This is a genomic window from Prosthecobacter sp. GW821-HT29F12 (assembly GCF_058803405.1).
The window spans coordinates 4,230,910-4,252,361 of record NZ_CM179517.1; the positions used below are offsets into that span (position 1 = coordinate 4,230,910).

At 59.6% G+C, this 21,452-nt stretch carries 13 protein-coding genes; 9 read left to right on the plus strand and 4 right to left on the minus strand.

Going from position 1 to position 21,452, the window contains the following annotated elements; translation table 11 throughout:
• The first annotated feature begins 5 nt into the window (after nucleotides 1–5).
• Together AC3RLQ_RS17310 and AC3RLQ_RS17315 are read left to right on the plus strand one after the other, a co-directional pair.
• A complete protein-coding gene (locus AC3RLQ_RS17310) occupies nucleotides 6–3,185 on the plus strand; it encodes an efflux RND transporter permease subunit (RefSeq protein WP_493029926.1) in 3,180 nt (1,059 codons plus the stop codon).
• Nucleotides 3,172–4,563, plus strand: a complete 1,392-nt coding sequence (locus AC3RLQ_RS17315; RefSeq protein ID WP_493029927.1) for an efflux transporter outer membrane subunit — start codon at nucleotides 3,172–3,174, stop codon at nucleotides 4,561–4,563. The genes AC3RLQ_RS17310 and AC3RLQ_RS17315 overlap by 14 nt, the downstream gene beginning before the upstream one ends.
• A gap of 76 nt (nucleotides 4,564–4,639) precedes the next feature.
• Here AC3RLQ_RS17315 and AC3RLQ_RS17320 read toward each other — a convergent pair whose 3' ends face one another.
• From AC3RLQ_RS17320 to AC3RLQ_RS17335, 4 genes are all read right to left on the minus strand, one after another.
• Entirely contained in the window at nucleotides 4,640–5,560 is a 921-nt protein-coding gene (locus AC3RLQ_RS17320; RefSeq protein ID WP_493029928.1) for an anti-sigma factor domain-containing protein, read from the minus strand.
• Nucleotides 5,557–6,138 carry an RNA polymerase sigma factor gene (locus tag AC3RLQ_RS17325; RefSeq protein WP_493029929.1) on the minus strand — a complete coding sequence of 194 codons (582 nt, stop codon included), beginning with the start codon at nucleotides 6,136–6,138 and terminating at the stop codon, nucleotides 5,557–5,559. Before AC3RLQ_RS17325 ends, AC3RLQ_RS17320 begins: the two co-directional genes overlap by 4 nt.
• Nucleotides 6,139–6,238: 100 nt before the next feature.
• On the minus strand, nucleotides 6,239–9,412 hold the full coding sequence (locus AC3RLQ_RS17330; protein ID WP_493029930.1) for a UvrD-helicase domain-containing protein: 3,174 nt from the start codon (nucleotides 9,410–9,412) through the stop codon (nucleotides 6,239–6,241).
• A gap of 45 nt (nucleotides 9,413–9,457) precedes the next feature.
• The gene (locus AC3RLQ_RS17335) at nucleotides 9,458–10,339 is read right to left on the minus strand and encodes a DMT family transporter (RefSeq protein ID WP_493029931.1); all 882 of its coding nucleotides are present in this window, start codon (nucleotides 10,337–10,339) and stop codon (nucleotides 9,458–9,460) included.
• A gap of 306 nt (nucleotides 10,340–10,645) precedes the next feature.
• Here AC3RLQ_RS17335 and bamA point away from each other — a divergent pair, with 306 nt between their 5' ends.
• The 7 genes from bamA to AC3RLQ_RS17370 all read left to right on the plus strand — a co-directional run bounded on the left by bamA (nucleotide 10,646) and on the right by AC3RLQ_RS17370 (nucleotide 21,452).
• Complete coding sequence (bamA, locus tag AC3RLQ_RS17340) at nucleotides 10,646–12,934, plus strand: outer membrane protein assembly factor BamA (RefSeq protein ID WP_493029932.1); 2,289 nt, start codon at nucleotides 10,646–10,648, stop codon at nucleotides 12,932–12,934.
• A 62-nt stretch (nucleotides 12,935–12,996) separates the two neighbouring features.
• Nucleotides 12,997–13,632: an OmpH/Skp family outer membrane protein gene (locus tag AC3RLQ_RS17345; RefSeq protein WP_395730931.1), complete on the plus strand. Its 636-nt coding sequence runs from the start codon at nucleotides 12,997–12,999 to the stop codon at nucleotides 13,630–13,632.
• Nucleotides 13,633–13,719: 87 nt separating this feature from the next.
• The gene (gene lpxD / locus AC3RLQ_RS17350; protein ID WP_493029933.1) at nucleotides 13,720–14,781 is read left to right on the plus strand and encodes a UDP-3-O-(3-hydroxymyristoyl)glucosamine N-acyltransferase; all 1,062 of its coding nucleotides are present in this window, start codon (nucleotides 13,720–13,722) and stop codon (nucleotides 14,779–14,781) included.
• Nucleotides 14,782–14,856: 75 nt separating this feature from the next.
• Nucleotides 14,857–16,083, plus strand: coding sequence for a tryptophan synthase subunit beta (gene trpB / locus AC3RLQ_RS17355; protein ID WP_461526529.1), 1,227 nt, complete (start codon nucleotides 14,857–14,859; stop codon nucleotides 16,081–16,083).
• A 30-nt stretch (nucleotides 16,084–16,113) separates the two neighbouring features.
• Complete coding sequence (locus AC3RLQ_RS17360) at nucleotides 16,114–16,674, plus strand: class I SAM-dependent methyltransferase (protein ID WP_493029934.1); 561 nt, start codon at nucleotides 16,114–16,116, stop codon at nucleotides 16,672–16,674.
• Nucleotides 16,675–16,743: 69 nt separating this feature from the next.
• Nucleotides 16,744–18,915, plus strand: coding sequence for a tetratricopeptide repeat protein (locus tag AC3RLQ_RS17365; protein WP_493029935.1), 2,172 nt, complete (start codon nucleotides 16,744–16,746; stop codon nucleotides 18,913–18,915).
• Nucleotides 18,916–18,953: 38 nt separating this feature from the next.
• On the plus strand, nucleotides 18,954–21,452 hold the full coding sequence (locus AC3RLQ_RS17370; protein WP_493029936.1) for a M15 family metallopeptidase: 2,499 nt from the start codon (nucleotides 18,954–18,956) through the stop codon (nucleotides 21,450–21,452).

A 21,452-nucleotide genomic window follows, 5' to 3' on the forward strand; every position in this document is an offset into this window, starting at 1 on the left:
ACCTCATGAATTTCGCCCGCTTTTTCGTGGATCGGCCCATCTTCGCGGCCGTCTTGAGCATTGTCATCACAATGCTGGGTGGCCTCGCCTACGTGTCGCTGCCCATCGCTCAATATCCCGAGGTCATTCCGCCCACGGTGGTGGTTTCGGCGGCTTATCCCGGCGCGGATGCCCGCACGCTGGCCGAGACCGTTTCCACGCCGCTGGAGCAGGAAATCAACGGCGTCGAAAACATGCTGTACTTGTCATCCTCCTCCACGAGTGACGGCAAGGTGCAGATCACCGTCACCTTCCGACTCGGCACCGATCTCGACCAGGCGCAGGTGCTGGTGCAGAACCGCGTGAACGCCACCATCTCACGCCTGCCCGAGGAGGTGCGCCGTCTGGGAGTCATGGTCAACAAGCGCTCGCCTGACCTCACACTGGCCGTGCAGTTCTTCAGTCCGGACGGCTCACGTGAAGTCGCGTATCTCAGCAACTACGTCACGCTGCAGATTCAAAACGAAATCGCCCGAATTCCCGGGGTGGCGGAGGCGTCCTCTCTCGGTGGGCTTGATTACTCGATGCGGGTCTGGCTTGATCCTGAAAAGATCGCCGGCCTGGGTCTGACTGCAGGTGACATTGTGCGCGCGATTCGTGAGCAAAACGTGCAGGTCGCCGCCGGATCACTCGGCCAGCCGCCTGCTGCCACAGGTTCGGAATTTCAATACACCCTGACTGCGCCCGGACGACTGAAGAAGGCGGCGGAGTTTGGTGACATCGTGCTCAAAACTGGCAAGCAGGGAGATGTGGTGCGGCTGGCCAATGTGGCCCGCATCGAACTCGGCTCACGCGACTATTCCAGCCGCACCTACATGGATGGCTACAATGCCGTCTCACTCCGCGTGTTCCAGCTTCCTGGCAGCAACGCCATTGAAACCGCCGATGCTGTTTACAAACGGCTCGCACAGCTCAAGGAGCGCTTTCCTCCGGGCGTGGATTACAAAATCAACTACGACACCACGAAGTTCGTCCGCGCCTCGATCTCCTCGGTGCTGCACACGCTGATGGAGGCCGTCCTTCTCGTTGTGCTCGTCGTCATCATCTTCCTGCAAAACTGGCGCGCCTCCTTGATCCCGCTGCTGGCGGTTCCCGTTTCACTCATCGGCACGCTGGCGGTGATGCAGTGGCTGGGGTTCTCGCTCAACAATCTCTCCCTCTTCGGCTTGGTGCTCGCCATCGGCATTGTCGTCGATGACGCCATCGTCGTGGTTGAAAACGTCGAGCGCAACATTGCCAAGGGACTCGCCCCTCATGAGGCGGCCGTGCGTGCGATGAACGAAGTGAGCGGTGCCGTCATCGCCGTGGCACTGGTGCTCTGCGCCGTGTTTGTGCCGACAGGATTCATCAGCGGCATCACCGGCCAGTTTTACCGGCAGTTTGCGCTTACCATCGCGGTTTCCACCGTCATCTCGGCCTTTAATTCGCTCACCCTCAGTCCCGCGCTCTGCGCCATCCTGCTGCAGCCGCACGGTGCACCGCCGGATTGGTTCAGCCGTGTCTTGAACTTCCTGTTTGGCTGGTTCTTCCGGGGTTTCAACCGTGTGTTCCAATTCGGCTCCGATCTTTATGCCGGGCTGGTCGGCAAACTCATTCGTCTGGCCGTGCTGGTGCTCATCGGTTATGCCGCCTTGATCGGACTCGCTGGCAAGCTGTTCCAGGATGTGCCGGCCGGCTTCATTCCCTCCCAGGACATGGGCTATGCCATCGTGCTGGTGCAGCTGCCGGACGGCGCAGCCTTCGAGCGTACCGACGCCGTGGTGCGCCGCATGGACGCCATGGCACGTGAGATCCCCGGGATCGCGCACACCTTTGCGATCTCCGGTTATTCCTCCGTGCTGCAGGCCAACCAGCCCAACGTCGGCGCCGCCTTCCTGGTCTTCGATTCATTCGACAAACGTCACGATCCCGAAGTCAAGGGTGACGGGTTGCTGGCCGTCATCCGCAAAAAATTCTCCACCATTCAAGAGGGCCGGGTGCTGGTGCTGCCCCCGCCACCTTTGCGGGGTCTGGGCAATGCCGGCGGCTTCAAAATCCAGGTGCAGGATCTCAATAACGCCGGTCTGCCGGCGCTTGAAGCCGCCACCCAGAAACTACTGGCCGCAGCCCAGCAGGAGCCTGGATTGATTTCTCTCATCACCGGCTTCCGCGCGAAGAGCCCGCAGTTCAAACTCGAAATCAACCGTGCGCAGGCGAAAACCATGGGAGTCTCCCTGGCTGATCTGAACGAAGCGCTGCAGGTGTACCTTGGCTCAGTCTATGTAAATGATTTCAATCTTTTTGGCCGCACCTATCAGGTCACCGCACAGGCTGAACCGGCCTACCGCAAAGACCCGACGGACGTTGGCCGCATCAAGATTCGCAACCAGGCTGGTGAAATGGTGCCGCTCGCCGCTCTCGTCAAAGTCATCAAGACCGGTGGTGCGGACCGCGTGCAGCGCTACAACCTCTACTACTCCGCCGACATCAACGGCAACACGCTGCCGGGCGTCAGCTCCGGCCAGATGATCGAAAAGATCGAGCGTCTGGCCAAAGACAATCTGCCGGTGGGTTTTGCCATCGAGTGGACGGATCTCACCTATCAGCAGATCCTCGCCGGAGACACGCTCATCTACATCTTCCCGCTCTGCGTGATCTTTGTCTTCCTGGTGCTCTCCGCGCAGTATGAGAGCTGGAGCATGCCGATGGCCATCATCCTGATCGTGCCCATGTGTCTGCTCTCCGCCATCGGCGGCGTGTGGCTGCGGGCGCAGGACAACAACATCTTCACGCAGATCGGCCTGGTGGTGCTCGTCGGCCTCGCGGCCAAGAACGCCATCCTCATCGTCGAATTCGCCAAGCAGCTGCAGGACCAGGGCATGGACCGGGTGCATGCCGCAATCGAGGCCTGCCGCCTGCGCCTGCGCCCCATCTTGATGACCAGCTTTGCCTTCATTCTCGGCGTGCTGCCGCTCGTGCTCGCCACGGGTGCAGGTGCGGAAATGCGTCAGGCGCTTGGCACGGCGGTGTTCTTTGGCATGATCGGTGTCACCATCTTCGGCCTGCTCTTCACGCCTGTGTTTTATGTCATCCTCCGCGCCTTCGTCGAACGCCGTGAACAACGCCGCTCAGCCGCAACCTCCCCTACGCTTCATGAAGCCCATTAATTCCCTGCTGCTCATCACTTGCGTGGTTTCCAGCTGCAATGTGGGTCCGAGTTTCGTCAAGCCGCAGCCCAAGATGCCAGCCGACTTCGCCTCACGGGCGAATGCGGCGCATGCTGCCGAGGTGGATGCCACCTGGTGGCGCAAGCTCAATGACAGCACGCTGAATGAGCTGGTGGCCCAGGCTGACGCCCAGAACAAGGACATCGCAGCCGCACGCTCACGCCTGCTCGAAGCCCGTGCCCTGTGGCGTGAGTCGCGCTTCAACTACGCCCCCACTGTCACTTTCGGCTCCACCTACGACAGCGTGCGGAATGGAGCCACCTCCTTCTCGGGTCTGCGCACGCGTGATTACGAGTTGTACCGAACCGGCTTTGACGCTGACTGGGAGCTTGATTTTTTTGGGCGCATCCGCAACTCCGTCAAAGCCGCCAAGGCCAACTCAAGCGCCATGGATGCCAACCTGCATGACCTGCTGATTTCTCTGCAGTCCGAGATTGCCATCAACTACCTGGAACTGCGCGGGGCCCAGGCCCAGCTCACGGTGGCGAATGAGAACGCAGGCAATCAGTCCGACGCCCTGAACATCGCCGAGGCATCCCTCAAAGGGGGCCGTGGCACGCAGCTGGATGTCGCCCGGGCCAACGCTCTCTGGAACGCCACGCTGGCGCAAATCCCCACGCATCAGGAAAACATCGCCAAGTCCATCCATCGCATCGCCGTCTTGTGCGGACAAAACCCCTCTGAGCTCCGCCCCCGGCTGCAAAGCATCAAAAAGCAGCCCTCCGCGCCGGCACGGATCGGCATCGTCAAACCTGAAGAGCTGCTGCGTCGACGCCCGGACATTCGTGTCGCTGAAGACATTCTGGCGGCTGAAACCGCCCGGATTGGCGTGGCCGTCGCGGATTTGTTTCCACGGGTCACCTTCAGCGGCCGCATCGACCTGGAGGCATCCACGCTGAGCTCCCTGACTGGCCGCAATTCGGATGGCTTTACTCTGGGTCCGCGCATTACCTGGGCCGCCTTCAATCTCGGCCGCGTGCGTCAGCAGATCGCCGCCGCCGGGCGCCGTGCTGATACCGCGCTCGCTCGCTATGAGCAGACGGTGCTTTTAGCCCTCGAAGAGGCTGAAAACGCACTTACGTCTTATGACCGCGAACGCATTCGCCTGCACCACCTCGAAGCTTCCGCCGCATCTGCCCGCGAAGCCGCCACTTTGGCGCGCAAACGTTATCAGGACGGCATCGCTGATTTCCTCACCGTGCTCGATGCAGAACGCGTCGCCCTCAATGCGCAAAACGACATCGCTCTGAGCCGCACCCGTGTCGCAACCGCCTGGGTGCGCATTTACAAGGCCATGGGCGGTGGCTGGAAGAGCTGAGGTTTGCGCCGGCTGGCAACAGCAGACGGCGGTGCAGGTCGTGGAGCTTGGGCTTGGTCAGAAGACCCGCCTTGCCTCACGGCCCAACCATCAGGAGCTGCCCTTCACTCTTCGGCACGCCACCTTTTTTCTCGATGCTCAGCGCGAACTTGGCTTCACCTGAGACAGCTTCGACAGGTTTAAAGGTGGCCTTCACAGAACCTTTGGCATCAACGGTCACCACTCCGGCACTCACCGGGTTGGGCTTGCTGGGATCCACGACCCAGAGCTGATAATCTTTGTCAGGATCCACCTTCGGCATCTTATCAAGCATCACCACGCCCTGGCTGCGTTTCTGGTCCCAGACCACGAGCATCTCGCTCCGGCGGTATTCCCAAACCTTGCTTTGCAGGGTGGCGATCTGAAGCTGGGACTGCTGCTCCTGCTCTTTCAGCGCAGCCACTTCGGCGGTGAGCCTGGCGTTTTGTGCCTTGGCTTCCGTCTCGCGCTTGTTCAGCGTTTCTATCTCCTTCGCCAGCGCCTGCTTCTGCGCCTCGAATTCATCCCGCCGCTTTTTAAGTTCTTCCTCCAGCGTGCGCGTCTTGCCATCATCCACCACTGGAGTGGCGGGATTGTTCACGGGTGCGATGGCGCGTGAGGCGGCGGCGATCTGCTGAGTCATGCCGGCACGTTCCTTCCAGAGCCAGACCGACGCCAAGGCAAAGCTGGCGGCAAGCGCCCAGCCAGTACCGCCAATGATGACGCCACGTGAAACACCGGCCCCCTTGAGACCTTTGGCACGCATCTTGGCACGGATGCGTTTTTTCATGTTCGCAGGCGGTTCCACCGGCTGGACAAGATAAGCCAGCTCCGCGGTCACCTGCTCCAGTTCGGAGGTGAGCAAGCGCACCTCTTTGTCGCGGGCGACGGCACCATCCAGAGCACGCTTTTCGTCGTTCTCCAGCATGCCAAGCGCATTCATGGCGGCCAGTTCTTCAAAACGTTCCTGGTCCATCATGCGCCTCCTTTCAAAAGATCGCGCAGGCGCAGCAGCCCGCGGCGGATGTTGGTTTTAACAGTACCGAGCGGCATGCCCAGAGACTCGGCGATCACATGGTGTGTAAGGCCCTTCAAAAATGCAAATTCGATCAACTGTCGCTGTTCTTTCGGCAGTTCCTTCAGCGCTTCGCCCACTACCAGGCTGCGCTCATTGGCATCCACCTCTTCATTGACGCCGTCAGTGGAGGAGGCCCCCAAGGTGGAGTGTTCCAAAGCCGCGCTGTCCACCAGACGGTTGCGCCGGCCCAGCATGCGCATGCGGTCGATCGCCTTGTGACGGAAGAGCATCACCGCCCAGGTGAAAGCCTTGCTGCGCTCAGGATCAAAAGTCGAGGCACGCTCCCACAGCAGCACAAAACCATCCTGCAGGATGTCTTCGGCCTCGCGCTCATCATGCAGCATGTGGCGTAGAAGACCAAAGAGGCGCGGTGCCATACGGTCATAAAGCTGGTCAAAAGCACGCGAGTCCCCACGTCCAGCACGCTGGAGCAGGTCTTCTTCGCTGAGTTCTGGCTGGCTCATGAGGGGTTTGGGCACGGATCGTTCCGAAAAGGCTACGATGCGCGGATTCCATGCCAGAGCTAATGCGGTCACACAAGTTTTTGCGTTATCAAACGCGGCCTGGATTCAAAAAAAGTTACTTTATGTCCACCAGACGGCCATTGCGGGTGAACAGCAGGGCCGATTCGATCTGTTCCAACTTCAAGCCCGTCAGCCGCACCAAAGCCTGGCGGTATAGCAGAATTTGCGGGCGATAGCCCGCCACTTTTTCGGCCAATGACTCCTCGGTCGCCACCTCATCTGTCTTAAAATCAATCAGTCGCACCGAATCACGCTGGACCACAACCCGGTCAAACACGCCGCTGATCCAGCTTCCTTGGTGGATCAGGTCAAAGGGGCGCTCCCGCCAAGCCTGTGCGTCCGCCGCCGGTCTGGCGAAGGCAAACTGGGCAGCGGCTGATTGCAGCACACCGCGCACCATCGCCAGCGCCGTCGTTTCAACCGCCTCTCCTCGCAGCAGTCCGGACGACTGCCAGCGTGATTCGAGTTCGGCCATGTCCGAAGTGGCGTCCCACCACTCCACATGAGCCATCAATTCATGCACCAGATTGCCCAGTCTCCGACCCGGCTCACGCCCCGCGCTGAAGAGCATGCTGCCCTTCACCTGGAAATCTTCCTCTCCCGAAGGCGTCACGCGCTTGGCCAACGGCTGGAACTCCCGCAGCAGCTCTCCCAGCGGACGCGACACCACCACCGTTTCCGGTGCCCGGGACTTTACGACAGAGGATGTGGCAAACCACTGCGCGTCCCCCGTCTGCCACTCGATCAAATAAGAGTCGCCAGCCTCGGAATCACCCGAAACACCCAGCATCCGGCGCAAAAACTGCGCCTCTCGCATGGATGGCTCTTTTGCCTTCGGTGGTGGTTCAGCAATGAGATACAGGCCACGTTTGGCCCGGGTCATGGCCACATACAGACGGCAGAGCGACTCAAAACCCGAGCGCTGTTTCGAGACCTCCAGTTCCTCATCCAAAGCCTCATGCAACGGCGCATAAATGCGCGGCGGCTCCTGCAAAACCCAGGAAATGCCCTGCGCATCGCGATTCACAATCAATGATCTCCGCCGCACGTGATCCATCGCATCGCCATTGAGGTCCGGCAAGATGACCACATCAAACTCCAGCCCCTTGGCCTTGTGCACGGTCATCACCTGCACCGCGTTCGCCGCGCCGCGCACCTGCATCGGCATGTCCCTCGCATGCTGGAGGAAGGCATCGATGTCGCGTGAACCACCGGCGTCAAATTCGGCGGCCATTTCACCGAACTGACGCAGCCGCAGCTCGTGAAAGGCATCCATCTCCGGCAGCAGGGCGCGCACTTGCCGGGTCCAGATTTCCGTGAAGCCGACAAAACCGCGCTCAAACACGGATTCACGCACCTGATGGCAGGTCAGCCGCCAGCCACGCTCTGGAAGCTCGATCTGGGGCCAGAGCGGCGTCATTTTGAGATGCTCCAGAGCCAGGGTATCACCCGGGTGCGCCGCCAGCTGCAGCAGCGAGAGCAGGGCAAGCGTCACCGCATTGTCCGTGGCCGGATGGATCTGCGATTCGCACACAACCTCCATGCCCGTTGTCGCCCGCAGTCCTTCCGCAACTTCATTGGCGTTCTTATTGCCGCGCACCAGCACCGCGCAGGTCAGCCCGCGCTCCAAAGGGCGGATCTCGTTCAGCAGCGCCGTCACCGTGGGCGTGGTGGAGGGATTTCGCAACCCCTCTTCATTCGACACGCTGAGCAGCGCCGCGTAACCGCTGAGCTGCCGATTCCGCTCCGCAGCCACATGCTCTTTGAAAGCAAAGCCGGCAGTACATCCTGGCAGCACCGCTTCAATGCCTGCCGGGTTTGCAAACACCGCATTCACCGCATCCAGCACCGCCGGAGCGCTGCGGAAGGACTGACTGAGCGTCTGCGGTTCCAAGCCGTCCTGGTCCTGATGCGGCCATTCACGTAGAACATCGTCAAACAGGCCCGGCTCCGCCTGCCGCCAGAGGTAGATGGACTGTTTCGGATCCCCCACGGCGTAAAAGCTGCGCCTGCCGGTGTCATCCTGCATCACTTCATCCACGAGTCCGCGCACGACATTCCACTGCACGCGGCTGGTGTCTTGAAACTCATCAAACAACCAGTGGTCATAACGCCCGTCGAGCCGGAACCACAGGTCACCACTTTCACCGTCCGCCCATTCCGCGCCGTCCGTGGTCGCCGCTGCCAGCAGGCGCTGGACATCCGCAAAGGACAGCCGTCCGCGTGAACGCACTCGCCGGGCATACTCGGCCTCATACAAGGCCATGAGAGCCGCCATGCCCTGGGTGCGCTGCGCCCGGCAGACCAGCTCCTTGTCAAGAATGGCACCGGCCACCCGCCCCCAGGCGCGCGCGGTTTCCCCGGTGAGTTCGGATTTTTTGCCGCGCCCCCAGCCGATTTCCGCCCTGCCAGCCTTGAGATCCTTCCAGACCGCGGTCGTTTTATCCAAAAAATACTTCACCCTCGGCGGCAGTGTCGCCCCCGGTTCCAAGGCGGAGGCTTCCACCAGGAATTCGTCGAAGAACCGGGCGCCCTCATCGGTGCGCGGTACAAAACGATCCCGCAGGTCATTGAGCGCCGCCGTAAGGTTTCCGGCCTCTGCCACCTTCAATCCGGGCAGCCTGCCCCATGGGGAGCCATCTCCGCTGTCGAGCCAGGTGGCATGGTGATCATTGATCCAGGACTCCAGGCTGCCTGCGGCGCTGCGTTCCTCGATGCCAAAGGTGGCCTGCTTGAAGCCTTCGAGCAACGCACGGCCTGCGTGCTCATCACGCGAGGAATGAATGCGTTCCAGCAAGGCGTCCAGCGCCTCCCGCCGCGCCTGTGCCGCCTCATTTTCGGCCATCACACTGGCACCCAGTGGCAGGCCGAGCTCGAGTGGAAAGCAGGCGGTGATGTTGGCGAAAAAACTGTCCATCGTCCCCAAGCGCAGGCGATGGAGCTGCTGGGTGACCCTGCGCAGGAGGTCCACAAACTCCGGCCAATGCTCCGGCAAAGGTGCCATGCCCGTGAAATAATGCTCCGGCTGCTCCCCGTGCTGGGAAAGCACGGACAGCCGCTGCAGGATGCGCTGGAAAAACTCCCCTGCCGCCTTCCGCGTGAAGGTCATCGCCGCGATGCGCTCCGGCGGCTGCCCGAGCGCGAGCAGATGCAGATGCCTCCGCACCAGCTGGTAGGTTTTGCCGGAACCTGCGGAGGCGGAGACGAGGATGTGTCGGAGGCGGTTCACAGGTGTGCCGATGCAAGCCCACGCTGCACACCCTGTCCAGCACTCTCACCTTTCCACCCAGCGCCGAATCCATGGCAAAGCCAGTACGACAGCGATGATGATGGATGCGCCAAGATAAAAGCCCGCGCTCATGTACTCGGCCTTCCCAAACACCCAGGCGGCGAGCACGATGCCATACACCGGCTCCATATTATAGACGACATTCACCGTGAAAACGCTGACTCGGCGCAGCACATCCATGAAACCCGCATAGGCTGCCACGGTGCACACCAGGGCAAGAACACCGAGCCAAAGTGCCGAAGCGGCGTCTGGCAGCTCCGGCAGGAGCCCGTTTTCCAGGAAAGGCCGTGAAATCCACGCCGCGATGCACGCACCGCCCATCTGATAAAAGCCAATGACGCTCCAGTGCGTGTCCCGGGCGACCTGCTGTTTGCTCATGGTGGCAAAGAAAGCGGCCAGCACGGCGGCGGCGATGGCCACGGAAAAGCCGAGCCAGTAACGGAACTCCACCTGATAGATAAGCCACACAGCCCCAACCATGACCGCGCCTACGAGGAGTTCTGAAAACCGCCAGCGCCGCGAGCCATCAATGACCGGCTCAATCAACGAGGACCACAGCATGGCCGTAGGCATCACTGCCAAACAGACAGAAGCGGTGGCCAGCCGGGCGGACCAAAAGAATAAAATCCAGTGCAGCCCTAGAATAATTCCCACAGCCAACATTGCCAAAATTCTACGTCGGGACACCAAAAGTGAGTACCCCATGCAGCGGGCCAGCGCCCCAAAGCAGAGCACCGACAGCGCTGTGCGCCACAGCACCACATCCACAGGCGGCAGCAGGATGAGCTTGCCCAAAATCGCCGTGAGCCCCCATGCCAGCACGACCAGATGCAGCTGGATGTAATTACCTAGATTGGAACGGGACATGCTTGGTGACGAATCTGTTGCTCCAGTTGCTGCTGGAAGCTTCATTTTTTGGCCTCATACAAGGACGAAAACCCTCAATCCGCCACCTATACATCCTTTGGTCTCAAATAATGGCAAGAAGCCCCTTAGAACTTACGCCTTGACGTGGAGCGGTGCGGAAGCAGTAATGCAGGCTTGTCATGCTCCAGTTTGGGCGTGCCTTGCCGCCCAGTCTTTATCTCGTTTGCTCACTCTGCCCTGCCTATGAACCACGGAACTTCCCATCTGTCTCGTCTGACACTTTTATCTGTAGTGGCTGTCACACTCTTGATCACCACAACGCAGCAGGCACGAGCACAAGCGGGCCTCCCGGCGGCACCTACGGCAAAAAAAATCGTGCAGGACGTGCAAGTCGTCATCAAAGGCGCGGTCAAGCTGGATGAAAACCGTATCCGCACCCAGCTGTCCACCCGTGTGGGCCAGCCGTTCAGCAATGAATCGGTGGAACGTGACATCCGTGCTCTCTACAGCACAGGGGCGGTGGAAAACCTCGACATCCACGCGGTGGACGTGGCCGGCGGCGTCAAAGTCATCGTCGAAATCATCGGTCGCGGCGGCATTGCAGAGATCAATTTCATTGGCAACACCGCCATCGACAACAGCAAGCTGCGCAAGGACATCGCGGTCAAGGTGGGCGACCCGGTGGATGACATCAAGCTTTCCGCTGCACAGCAGAAGATTGTGGAAATGTATGAAAAGAAGGGATTCTCCGATGTCATCGCAAGCTATGACATCACCCCGTCCGCCCGTGAAGGGTTCTCCACGGTGACTTTCAAGATTGATGAAGGCGCACGCGGCATCATTCATGACATCCGTTTTGAAGGCAACACAGCCATCAAGTCCCGAGTGCTCCGCGGCAGCATCAAATCTCAGGAGCACCACATCTGGAACTTGTGGGGCAAAAAAGGCAAGCTGAGCAATCAGGACCTGCAGGAAGACATCAAGAAGATCGAGCAGGCCTTTCAGGACAAGGGATATGTCTATGCCAAGGTGACCGAGGTGCGGCGCGAGCCAGTTTCATCCAAGCAGATGGACCTCGTTTATGTGATCAATGAAGGCGCCAAGTATGACGTCTCGGCGGTCAAAATCACCGGCAACACCATTTTCACCACCGAAGTGTTGATGCAAGGCATCAAAACTGAGCCAGGTTTCCCTTACGTCGGCAGCTTCATCAAGGCTGATGAAAAGATGGTGCAGGATTACTACGGCTCCCGTGGCTACGCCGATGCACGTGTGGAGACCAGCATTTTGGAAACCGGTGCCGGCAAAGTCGCCGTGGCCTACAACATCACCGAAGGCACCAAGTCCTACATCAGCAAGGTCAACATTTCCGGCAACTCCGTCACCAAGGATGAAGTGATCCGCCGTGAACTTCCCTTCGCCCCGGGTGAGGAACTGAACACCGTTAAAATCGAGGCCGGCAAGAGCCGCCTGCAAAACCTGAACTACTTCAGTTCGGTGGACATGCGCAACACGCCCACCACCGCCCCCGGTTACAAGGATGTGGACATCAACGTGCAGGAGCAGTCCACCGGCACGGTGAACTTCGGCGCAGGTTTCAGCTCCATCGACAGCATCACGGGATTCATCCAGGTGACCCAGACCAACTTTGACATCCGCGACTGGAAGGATTTCCGCGGTGGTGGCCAGCGTTTCAACACCAACATCCGTGCGGGTGCCCTCCGTCGTGACGTCACCATCAGCTGGACCGAACCGTGGTTCCTTGGGCGTGAACTGGCTCTCACCGTTGAAGCGTTCTATCACAACCTCTATTACCTCTCCAACTTCTTCAACCAGACCAACGTCGGAGTCTCGTCCGGTTTGCGTAAACGGCTGGGCGAGCACTCCTACATTGAGAGCACTTACACCCTGCAGCAGGTCCAAATCGGCAGCATTGCCAGCGGAGCCTCTGCTCTCATCGCCCAGGAGGCCGGCACCTATATTCAAAGCAAGATCGACACGAACTTTGTGCACGACACACGTGACAGCGTCTTTATCACCCGCAGCGGTCACAAGATCGAAGCTGGGATCCTGATTTCTGGCCTTGGTGGAGACGTCCCGGTTTATGGCGGAAACATCGGCGGCCAGCAGTATTTCAATCTGCCCGGAGACACCATCTTGAGCTTTGAAGGCATGTTCCGTGTCGTCAACAGCTGGAACAGCAGCCGGGTGCCCATTTTTGAGCGCCAGTTCCTCGGCGGTGCCAACAATCTGCGTGGCTTCACTTATCGTCATGCCGGACCCAAGGACAACACGGGTGAGCCTATCGGCGGTCTGACATCCATCTATGCCTCCAGCGAATTTTCCGTTCCGGTGCACATCACCGCCAACACGGAGAAGTCACCGCGCGTGGTGTTCTTCGGTGACGTCGGCTCCATTGGGGGGGCCACCGGGGCCGCCTATGGCAATGGTGCGATTTACTCGGATGCAGGTATCGGCCTGCGCCTCTTCCTTCCTGTCGGTCCTATCCGTGTTGACTATGCGGTTCCAATCGGCAAAGACGCTTCCTCAGGCAGCGGGGGCCGCTTCCAGTTCAACATGGGCTACAAATTCTAACAGCCCGTGTTCGGCCAAATTTGTTTGTCTGCCCCTTCAATCTCATTCAAAATCCCACACTTATGATTCGCAGCGCGTTCATCGCCCTCATCCTCGCCACCGTCACTCTTCAGGCCGCCGACCTCAAAATCGGTGTGATCGACATGTCCAAAGTCTTCCAGGAGTTCCACAAAACCAAAACCGCTGCGGACAAGTACAAGGCCAATTACGAAAAAGCCGCCCAGGAAATGACTGAGCGTCAGAACACGTATAAAAACCTGGCTGCCGAAGCCCAAAAGCTTCAGAAAATCGCCAGTGATCCGATCATCACTCCCGAGCAGCGTGCAAAATACGGCGCTGAACTGGGCGAAAAAGTGAAAGAAATCCGCGCCCTGGAAATGGAAATGCAGGAGTTCGCAGACCGCCGTCAGCAGCAACTCAAGCAGGAAGACATGCAGATCCGCAAAGGCCTGTATGAGGAGATTCTTGTTGTCGTCCGTGACCGCTCCAAGGCGGATGCCTATGACATCGTTTTCGACAAGACCGGCGTCAGCCTTTCCACGGTGCCGATCATTCTGCACGTCAGGGAAGGTGCAGCCACGGATCTCACCGATCAGCTCATCGTCGAACTCAACAAGGATGCGCCACCTCCAGGCGCCGAGCCCAAGAAAGAAGGCGCCGCCGCTCCGGCACCCAAGGCTGAGGAACCCAAAAAATAGCCTGCGGCTGTCAGTTATTCCAAGGCACGCCGCAAACATTTGCGACGTGCCTTTTTTTGTTCCAGCGTAGCTGTATTCGTCTGCACCATGAGCCATTCCATCACCCTTCAGAAACTCACTGAACTCGTCGGAGGAACACTCTCTGCGGGCAGCCCGGAATCCATCATCTCCGGTCTGAACTCCATTTTGGAAGCCAACCCGGGTGAAGTGACTTTCCTTGGCAATGCACGCTACCTGCCTGCGCTCAAGACCACCCGTGCCTCCGCCGCTCTCGTTCCGGAGGACCTTGACGCTGAAGATGCGCGGGAGGGGCTTGCGCTCATTCGCCTGAAAAACCCCACTTTCGCCTTCTCTCATGTCATTCGTTTCTTTGGCCCTCCCGCCATTGAATTTGTGCCCGGCGTGCATCCCACCGCCACGGTGGCCAGTGACGTGGTCTACGACCCGCAAAAGGTCAGCATCGGTCCGAATGCCGTCATTGAGACCGGCGTGCGCCTTGGCGATGGCTGCACCATTCACGCAGGAGTCTATCTTGGTCGTGGAGTCAAACTCGGCGCTGGCTGCGTCATTCACGCCAACGCCGTCATCAAGGAATACTGCGTCTTGGGGCAGCGCGTCATTCTGCACAGCGGCTCGGTGATCGGCAGCGACGGCTTCGGCTACGAACAGGTTCAAGGACGCCATCAGAAGATCGATCAGGTCGGCATCGTACAGATCGATGATGATGTCGAAATCGGCTCCTGCACCACCATTGACCGCGCCCGCTTCGGCCGCACCTGGATTGGCGAGGGCTGCAAGATCGACAATCTGGTGCAGATCGGCCACAACTGCACGCTTGGGAAGCACTGCATCATCGTCTCTCAAACCGGCATCTCAGGCAGCACCCGCCTGGGCAATTACGTCACCATGGGCGGGCAGGTCGGCGTGGCAGGTCACCTTGAGATTGGCGACAAGGTCATGTTCTTTGCCAAATCCGGGGTCACCAAAAGCATTCTTGAAGCAGGGGCCTACACCGGCTACCCCGCCCGTCCGCTCATGGAAGGCCGTAAGATGCTCAGCCTTCCGGCCAAGATCCCTGATTTGCTGGACCGCGTGCGCGCCTTGGAAAAAAAACTCGCCGCCCTCGAAGGCGGAGCGGTCCATTCCTGAGCAGGGAGCGTAACTTTGCCTGAAGCCAGCGCAGACGTTGCCAAGGGCAGGTCTTCGATCTACTTTCATCCCCCCATGACCGCCGCCTCCATTCTTCCCCTCCCCGTGATGCCCGACAGCCACGGCCACTTTGGCCAGTACGGCGGCATGTTCGTGCCAGAGACGCTCATGGCGGCGCTGACTGAACTTTCGGATCATTACGAGAAGGCCAAGGCCGACCCTGCTTTCCAGAAGGAACTGGACCGGCTGCTCCACGAATACGTCGGCCGCCCGACGCCGCTGTACTTTGCCGAACGCTGGACCGAAAAACTCGGCGGCGCCAAAATTTACCTCAAACGCGAAGACCTGCTGCACACCGGCGCCCACAAGATCAACAACGCCCTCGGGCAGATCCTGCTCGCGCAGCGCCTGGGCAAAAAGCGCATCATCGCTGAAACCGGTGCCGGCCAGCACGGTGTCGCCACCGCCACGGTGTGCGCACGTTTTGGCTGCGAATGCGTCATCTACATGGGCAAGGTGGACATGGAGCGCCAGGCGCTGAATGTCGCACGCATGCGTTTCCTCGGGGCCAAAGTCGTCGCTGTGACGGCGGGTCAGGCCACCCTCAAGGAAGCGGTGAATGAGGCCATGCGCGACTGGGTGACCAACGTGCGCACCACGCATTACATCCTCGGTTCCGCCCTCGGTTCACACCCCTTCCCCATGATGGTGCGTGATTTCCACCGCATCATCGGCGTCGAAGCACGCCGCCAGATTTTGGAGCGCGAGGAGCGCCTGCCGGATCTTCTCGTCGCGTGTGTCGGCGGCGGCAGCAACAGCATCGGCCTCTTCCATCCCTTCCTGAATGACAAGGATGTGCGCATGACGGGCGTCGAAGCCGGCGGTGATGGCATCATTCCAGAGCGCCATGCCGCACGTTTCCAAGGCGGTCGTCTCGGCGTTCTTCAAGGCACCAAGACCTGGCTGCTGGCCAATGCCGACGGGCAGATCGAGCTCACCCACAGCGTCAGCGCGGGTCTCGACTACGCCGCCATCGGCCCCGAACACGCCTGGCTGCATGAGCAGGGCCGCGTGACCTACAATTACGCCACGGATGACGAGGCGCTCGCCGCGTTCCAGGAGCTCAGCCAGGTCGAAGGCATCATCCCCGCCCTCGAAAGCAGCCATGCCATCGCCGAAGTCCATAAAGTGGCCCCGACCATGCGCAAAGATCAGATCATCCTTGTGAATCTTTCCGGTCGCGGAGACAAGGACGTAGCCCAGGCGGCACGCATGATCTTCGGTGAGGAATTGAAGTTTTGAGATATGCTGCCCGCTCCGATAGCCGAAGACATGTCGCAGCTGAAATCGCTGCTGCATGACTCGCTCTCGCCGCATCTGCCTGCGGCGCAGAAGGACATGCGCATCCTCAATCTGGCCTGCGGGCGCTGCGATGAAGCGGAGACCTTGATCAAAGTCGGTTCCGAACTTACCCAGGGCGGTGAGGTCGAAATGATCGGTGCGGACATTCGCATTCGCGAAATCCGGCAGGCTCGTGAAACGCATGGACACCTGCCCGCGCAGTTTCTGATCGAGGACGCCACCAAGATCGATCAGCACAAGGAGTTGAGCGATGACTTCAACATGGTCTTTATGCGCCACCAGAATTTCTGGCACGGTCAGGAGCTGTGGAAGAAGATTTTCGACCAGGGCATCGCCAAGCTGCGGCCCGACGGCATGCTGGTCATCACCAGCTATTTCGATGTCGAGCACCGGCTTGCGCTGCGCGCGCTGGAGTCGCTGGGAATGGAAGTCGTCAGCAACAAGCGCAACAAGAACAGCCGGGCCCTGCAGGACGCTCCGGGCAAGTCCGTGGACCGCTGGGTGGCCGTTTTGCGCCAGCGGCAGGCCTGAGACAGGCTGCCAAGACCATTTACAAGGACCCCGCAAAGCGGTAAACTCCTTTCCTTCCCCCAATATTCCATGAATCGCCTTTTTTACGTCCTCACCCTTTTTGCGGCGCTTGTACTTGCCGCACCGGTGTCGCATGCTCAGTCCGTTGATGTCAGCAGCGAAGTGGCCGACCAGTACTTCCGCGGCTTTGTCCTCAACAATGAGGCCGCTGCTCTCGAAAACTCCGGTGACTTGACGCTCGCGCAGACAAAATTCAAACAGGCTGGCGAGATCATGGACAGCATCGCCCGGAATTACCCGACGTGGCAGCCGGAAATGCGAGCTGCACGTCAGCACAAGATTCAAGATGCTCTCCAGCGCCTGCAGTCACGTTCGCTGCAGGCACAAGCGCAGGCGCAGACGGCCGCAGCTGCACCGGCCCCCGCGGCTGCGGTGGCTCCGGCCCCCGCCATGAGTGCGGCCACCATTCCCTCTCCCGGCGTGCTGGCGCAACCCGCCGTCACCATTCCTACCACCCCTGGTTCCCTGCCAAGCCTCAACGACCTGCTGAGCCAATGGGAGCAGATGCACAAGAAGCGCGTTCTGGAACTGGAAGCGCAGAACAACCAGCAGCAGATCGATCTCGGCAAATGGCAGAACTGGTACCAATGGGCCTCCGGCGAGATCACCACCGCACGCCAGCAAAATGACGCCCTCGGCAAAAAGGCCAGCGCTTTGGAGCAGAGCATCCTCGCCATGGGCAGGGAGCTGGCAGCAGGCCAGGCCGCGCAGGGTCAGCTGGCCAAGGTGATGGAAGAAAAAATGGCAGTGGATCTGGAGATGCGCAAAAATGCCCAGCGACTGACAGCCGCGGAAACTGCTGCCAAGGAGGCCTCACAAAAACTGACCGATGCCACCACCCAAATGGCTGCCGCGCAACAGGAGCGTGACAAGCTGCTCAAGGAACGCGACCAGATTGTGAAGGAGCGCGAGGACGCGATCGCTCAGCGAGATGATGCAGTGAAACAGCGTGAGTCAGCCGTCAAGGAACGTGATGCCGCCAGCGCCGTCAGCCTGGGATTGAAGACTGAGATGGAAGGTTTGAAAAAGAAAACCGGCAGCGCTGAAATGAAGCGCCTCATCGCAGAGAACGAACGCTTGAAAAAGGAGATCGCCGACGCTCAGAAGCAGGTGGAAACCCTGAAGGCGGATGTCGGCCGCAAGGACCAGGAAATCGTGGCCCTGCGCGGCCAGCTCACCGGCTTGCAGGGTCAGATGGCCGAACTGCGCAAAGAAAGCGCCACCTACCAAACCCAGGTGGCCGAGCTGACGAAGCAGCTCAAAGAAGTGCAGGGCGGCATGGAAGGCAAGATCGCCACCACGCCTGAGCTCACCCAGGAAAATGAAATGCTGCGTGGCATCATCATGCGCCAGCTGCGCACCCAGCATCGTCAGCAGGCCGCCAAAGATCTCATGATCGCTGAACTGCAGAAAATGGAGAGCGCCTCCAACGAACTCGTCAAGCAGGTCGAGGAAATGAAGAACGCGCGCATGATTCTGACACCGGAGGAGGAAAAACTTTTCTCCGATCCTGTCGTGCGGGAACTGCTGGGCCCCAAGGGTATGCAGGCCACCCTCATCGCCAACGCATCGCCGGACAGTGATAAAAAGGCCGCCCCTCCTGCGCCGACCTCCGTCGAAAAGCTCATCAGCCAGGCCAACGAAAGCTACATGAACAAGGATTTCGAAAGCGCTGCCAAGCAATACCAGGACGCGCTGCGGGCTGAACCCAAAAACGTCACCGCACTCATCGGTCTGGGCATCACGCGCCAGCGTGAAAACAAACATGCCGATGCTGAAGTGTCCCTGCAGAAGGCGCTGGCCTACGATCCGACCAACGAACCCGCCTCATTTGCGCTCGGCGTCACCTATTTCAAACAGGAGCGCTGGAAGGACGCGATGACTTACTTCGAGAAAAGCCTCGCCAAACGCCCTGACAACGCCAGCGGCAGGCATTACCTCGGCATCATCGCCACCAAGCTCAATCTGATCGAACGTGCCGAACGCGAATTCAAGACGGCTCTGGCCATTGATCCTGCCTACGGCGAGGCCCATTTCAATCTGGCCGTGCTCTACATCACTTGGGATCCCCCGCAGTGGGACAAGGCGCGTGCTGAATACGGTGAAGCGATCAAAAAGGGCGTCCGGCCCGACCCCAACCTCGAAAAACTGCTCGAAGGCGGCAAGGTGTCCCAGCGTTAAGAAGACGACGGACGCAAGGTTTCCGTCGCTCTTTTGCCATGAAACCCCTGTTCGCTTTCTTACTCGCGGCCTCCGGCCTTGCAGCGCAAACCTTGGTCGACATCGGCACCAAGGCGGATGGCTTGGTGCTCGATCTGCGCTACACCACGGCGGACAATTATTTCAAAACGGCATTCTATCCCAAGCATGCGCGCGCCTTGCTGCGCCCGGCCACGGCAGCCAAGCTGGCCAAAGTACAGGCTGAATTAAAATCCCAGGGCCTGAATCTGAAAATCTGGGATGCCTATCGTCCGCTCGCCGTCCAACGCGCGATGTGGAAAACGCTGCCCGATGCACGCTTTGTGGCCGATCCCGCCAAGGGCGGTCGTCACAACCGGGGCGCCGCCGTGGATGCAACGCTTGTGGATGCCCATGGCGTGGAACTGCCGATGCCGACAGCGCACGATGACTTTTCCGAGAAAGCCGGGGCTCATTTCAAACTAGTGCCGCCCGAAATTTTCAAGAACCGCGAAAAGCTGCAGCAAGTGATGACGAAGCACGGCTTCACGGTGTTCGAGAGCGAGTGGTGGCATTTTGACGACGCTGACTGGGAGCGGTATGAAGCGCTGGACGTTCCGATGAGTGCGCCCCAGGCGCAGAAGCACCTGCTGCTGGACTCACGTGTGGTCGAGGCGGCGGTGAATGCCAGACTTGTCCTCGGCACTCCGCAGAAGCATCCGGCCAATCCGCTGTTTCAGGCGGACAAACCGTGGGAGAATTCAATGAACAACCTCTATCCCAATGTGATTTGGGACGAGGACGAGCAGATCTTCAAACTCTGGTACAAGTGCGTTCTGGCCGACAAGGAAGTGATCGCGCAGATGGATCAGCCCAGCACGGTGCACGATGTCGGCTGGTATCTGCTCTACGCCACCTCCAAAGATGGCGTTCACTGGGACAAGCCCGAACTGGGCCTGCACAAGTTTGCCGGCAGCAGCGCCAACAACATCGTGGCACGTGACTGCCCCAATGTCGGCGTGTTCAAAGACCTTCACGATGCTGATCCCGCACGACGCTACAAAATGGTGAGCGATGTCGGCCTCGGCAAACCGCAGGTGCGCTTCTCAGCCGATGGCATTCATTGGGCTGAAGCTCTGGCCGCCCACGGCTTCGGCGCACAGAACGGCGACACCCACAACAATGCGTTCTGGGATGACCGCAGCGGCAAATACCTGTGGTTCACCAAACTCTATCTCGGAGAACGGCTCGTCTCCCGCTTCGAGAGTGATGATTTCATCCATTGGAAAAATGATGGCCTCGTCCTGCGCTCCAGCATGGCAGAAGGCCGTGCCAGCCAGACCTACTGCATGCCGGTGTTCCGTTACGGCAGCATCTATCTGAGCTACGTCATGATGTACCACGTCGGCAGCGGCCGCTCCGTCGATTGTGAACTGGCCTGGAGCCACGACGGCCTGCAATGGCAGCGCGTGGCCCCAGGTACGCCGTTCATTCCACGCGGATCAAAGGGCAGCTATGACAGCGAATGCATCTACGCGATGGCTGGCCCACCCATTTTGAAAGAAGGAAAACTCATGATCTTCTACGGCGGAGACGACTTTCCCCACACCGGCTGGAAGCGTCATTGCCTGCCATGCCTGGCGACGCTGCGACCCGATGGATTCGCAGGCTACACGCCCGTCGAGACCGATAAGCCCTCTCATGTCCTGACTCGGACTCTGCGACTCACGTCGGAACCGGTGTGCATCACTGCCGATGTGGCTCCTGGTGGCAGCCTGCGTGTCCTCGCCGTAGATGAACAGGGTAAAGTCTTGGATGAAGCAGAACCTGTTTCAATGTCAGTGACCGATGCGGCGCTGAAATGGAACAAGGGTGCATTGCAGGCCCCGACTGCGCGCTTCAAAGTCGAACTCGACCATGCAGTGCTGTATGCCATCAGCGCGGGCAATTTGGTGCACGAGGAACTGCCGCGATCAGAAAACCCCTTGAAGGCTGCCACGCGGGTGATCCATCCCACCGCGACACAGACGATTTCCTTCGATGCCAGTGCCCAAGGCTGGAAGGGCGTCGATCAACTCGAACATCATGCCACAGGAGGCGTGAAAGGCGGTTACATTCATGTTTCGCGCAGCGGCAGGGCGCTGCCCATTGCCCTCTCTCCGGTGACGGCCAAAGAATCAACCCTGGCGGGTGACTGGACCCAGATCATCGGCGGCAAAGGAGCCGAGATCACCTGCCAGGTGCGTTCATCAAAAGCGGGCGGGCGGGTGATGATCGAGCTGTTTGCGAATGACATCGCGCAGTGGCAAATCGAGACGCAGACCACGTTTTCACCTGAGTGGAGCCAGGCGTCAGCCACCTTGCGCTATGACTGGGATGATGCCGAAGCGCTGGCCGCAGGCTGGAAACGTGCGGCTAACAGCTTCTCTTGGACGGACACGATTGAACACATCGGCAAGGTCGTGATCGTCCCCGGCGCTGCTGGAGCGCAGGAGAGTTTCGACCTGGATGAGTTGAGCGTCAGCGGATCTGCCCGCTGA

What these genes read in the sequence shown, in the direction of transcription:
- AC3RLQ_RS17335 (WP_493029931.1), bottom strand. Translation starts at nt 10,339, where the DNA reads ATGTCCCGTTCCAATCTAGGTAATTACATCCAGCTGCATCTGGTCGTG.
- AC3RLQ_RS17365 (WP_493029935.1), top strand. Translation starts at nt 16,744, where the DNA reads ATGAATCGCCTTTTTTACGTCCTCACCCTTTTTGCGGCGCTTGTACTT.
- AC3RLQ_RS17370 (WP_493029936.1), top strand. Translation starts at nt 18,954, where the DNA reads ATGAAACCCCTGTTCGCTTTCTTACTCGCGGCCTCCGGCCTTGCAGCG.
- AC3RLQ_RS17320 (WP_493029928.1), bottom strand. Translation starts at nt 5,560, where the DNA reads ATGATGGACCAGGAACGTTTTGAAGAACTGGCCGCCATGAATGCGCTT.
- lpxD (WP_493029933.1), top strand. Translation starts at nt 13,720, where the DNA reads ATGAGCCATTCCATCACCCTTCAGAAACTCACTGAACTCGTCGGAGGA.
- AC3RLQ_RS17360 (WP_493029934.1), top strand. Translation starts at nt 16,114, where the DNA reads ATGTCGCAGCTGAAATCGCTGCTGCATGACTCGCTCTCGCCGCATCTG.
- AC3RLQ_RS17345 (WP_395730931.1), top strand. Translation starts at nt 12,997, where the DNA reads ATGATTCGCAGCGCGTTCATCGCCCTCATCCTCGCCACCGTCACTCTT.
- AC3RLQ_RS17315 (WP_493029927.1), top strand. Translation starts at nt 3,172, where the DNA reads ATGAAGCCCATTAATTCCCTGCTGCTCATCACTTGCGTGGTTTCCAGC.
- trpB (WP_461526529.1), top strand. Translation starts at nt 14,857, where the DNA reads ATGACCGCCGCCTCCATTCTTCCCCTCCCCGTGATGCCCGACAGCCAC.
- AC3RLQ_RS17310 (WP_493029926.1), top strand. Translation starts at nt 6, where the DNA reads ATGAATTTCGCCCGCTTTTTCGTGGATCGGCCCATCTTCGCGGCCGTC.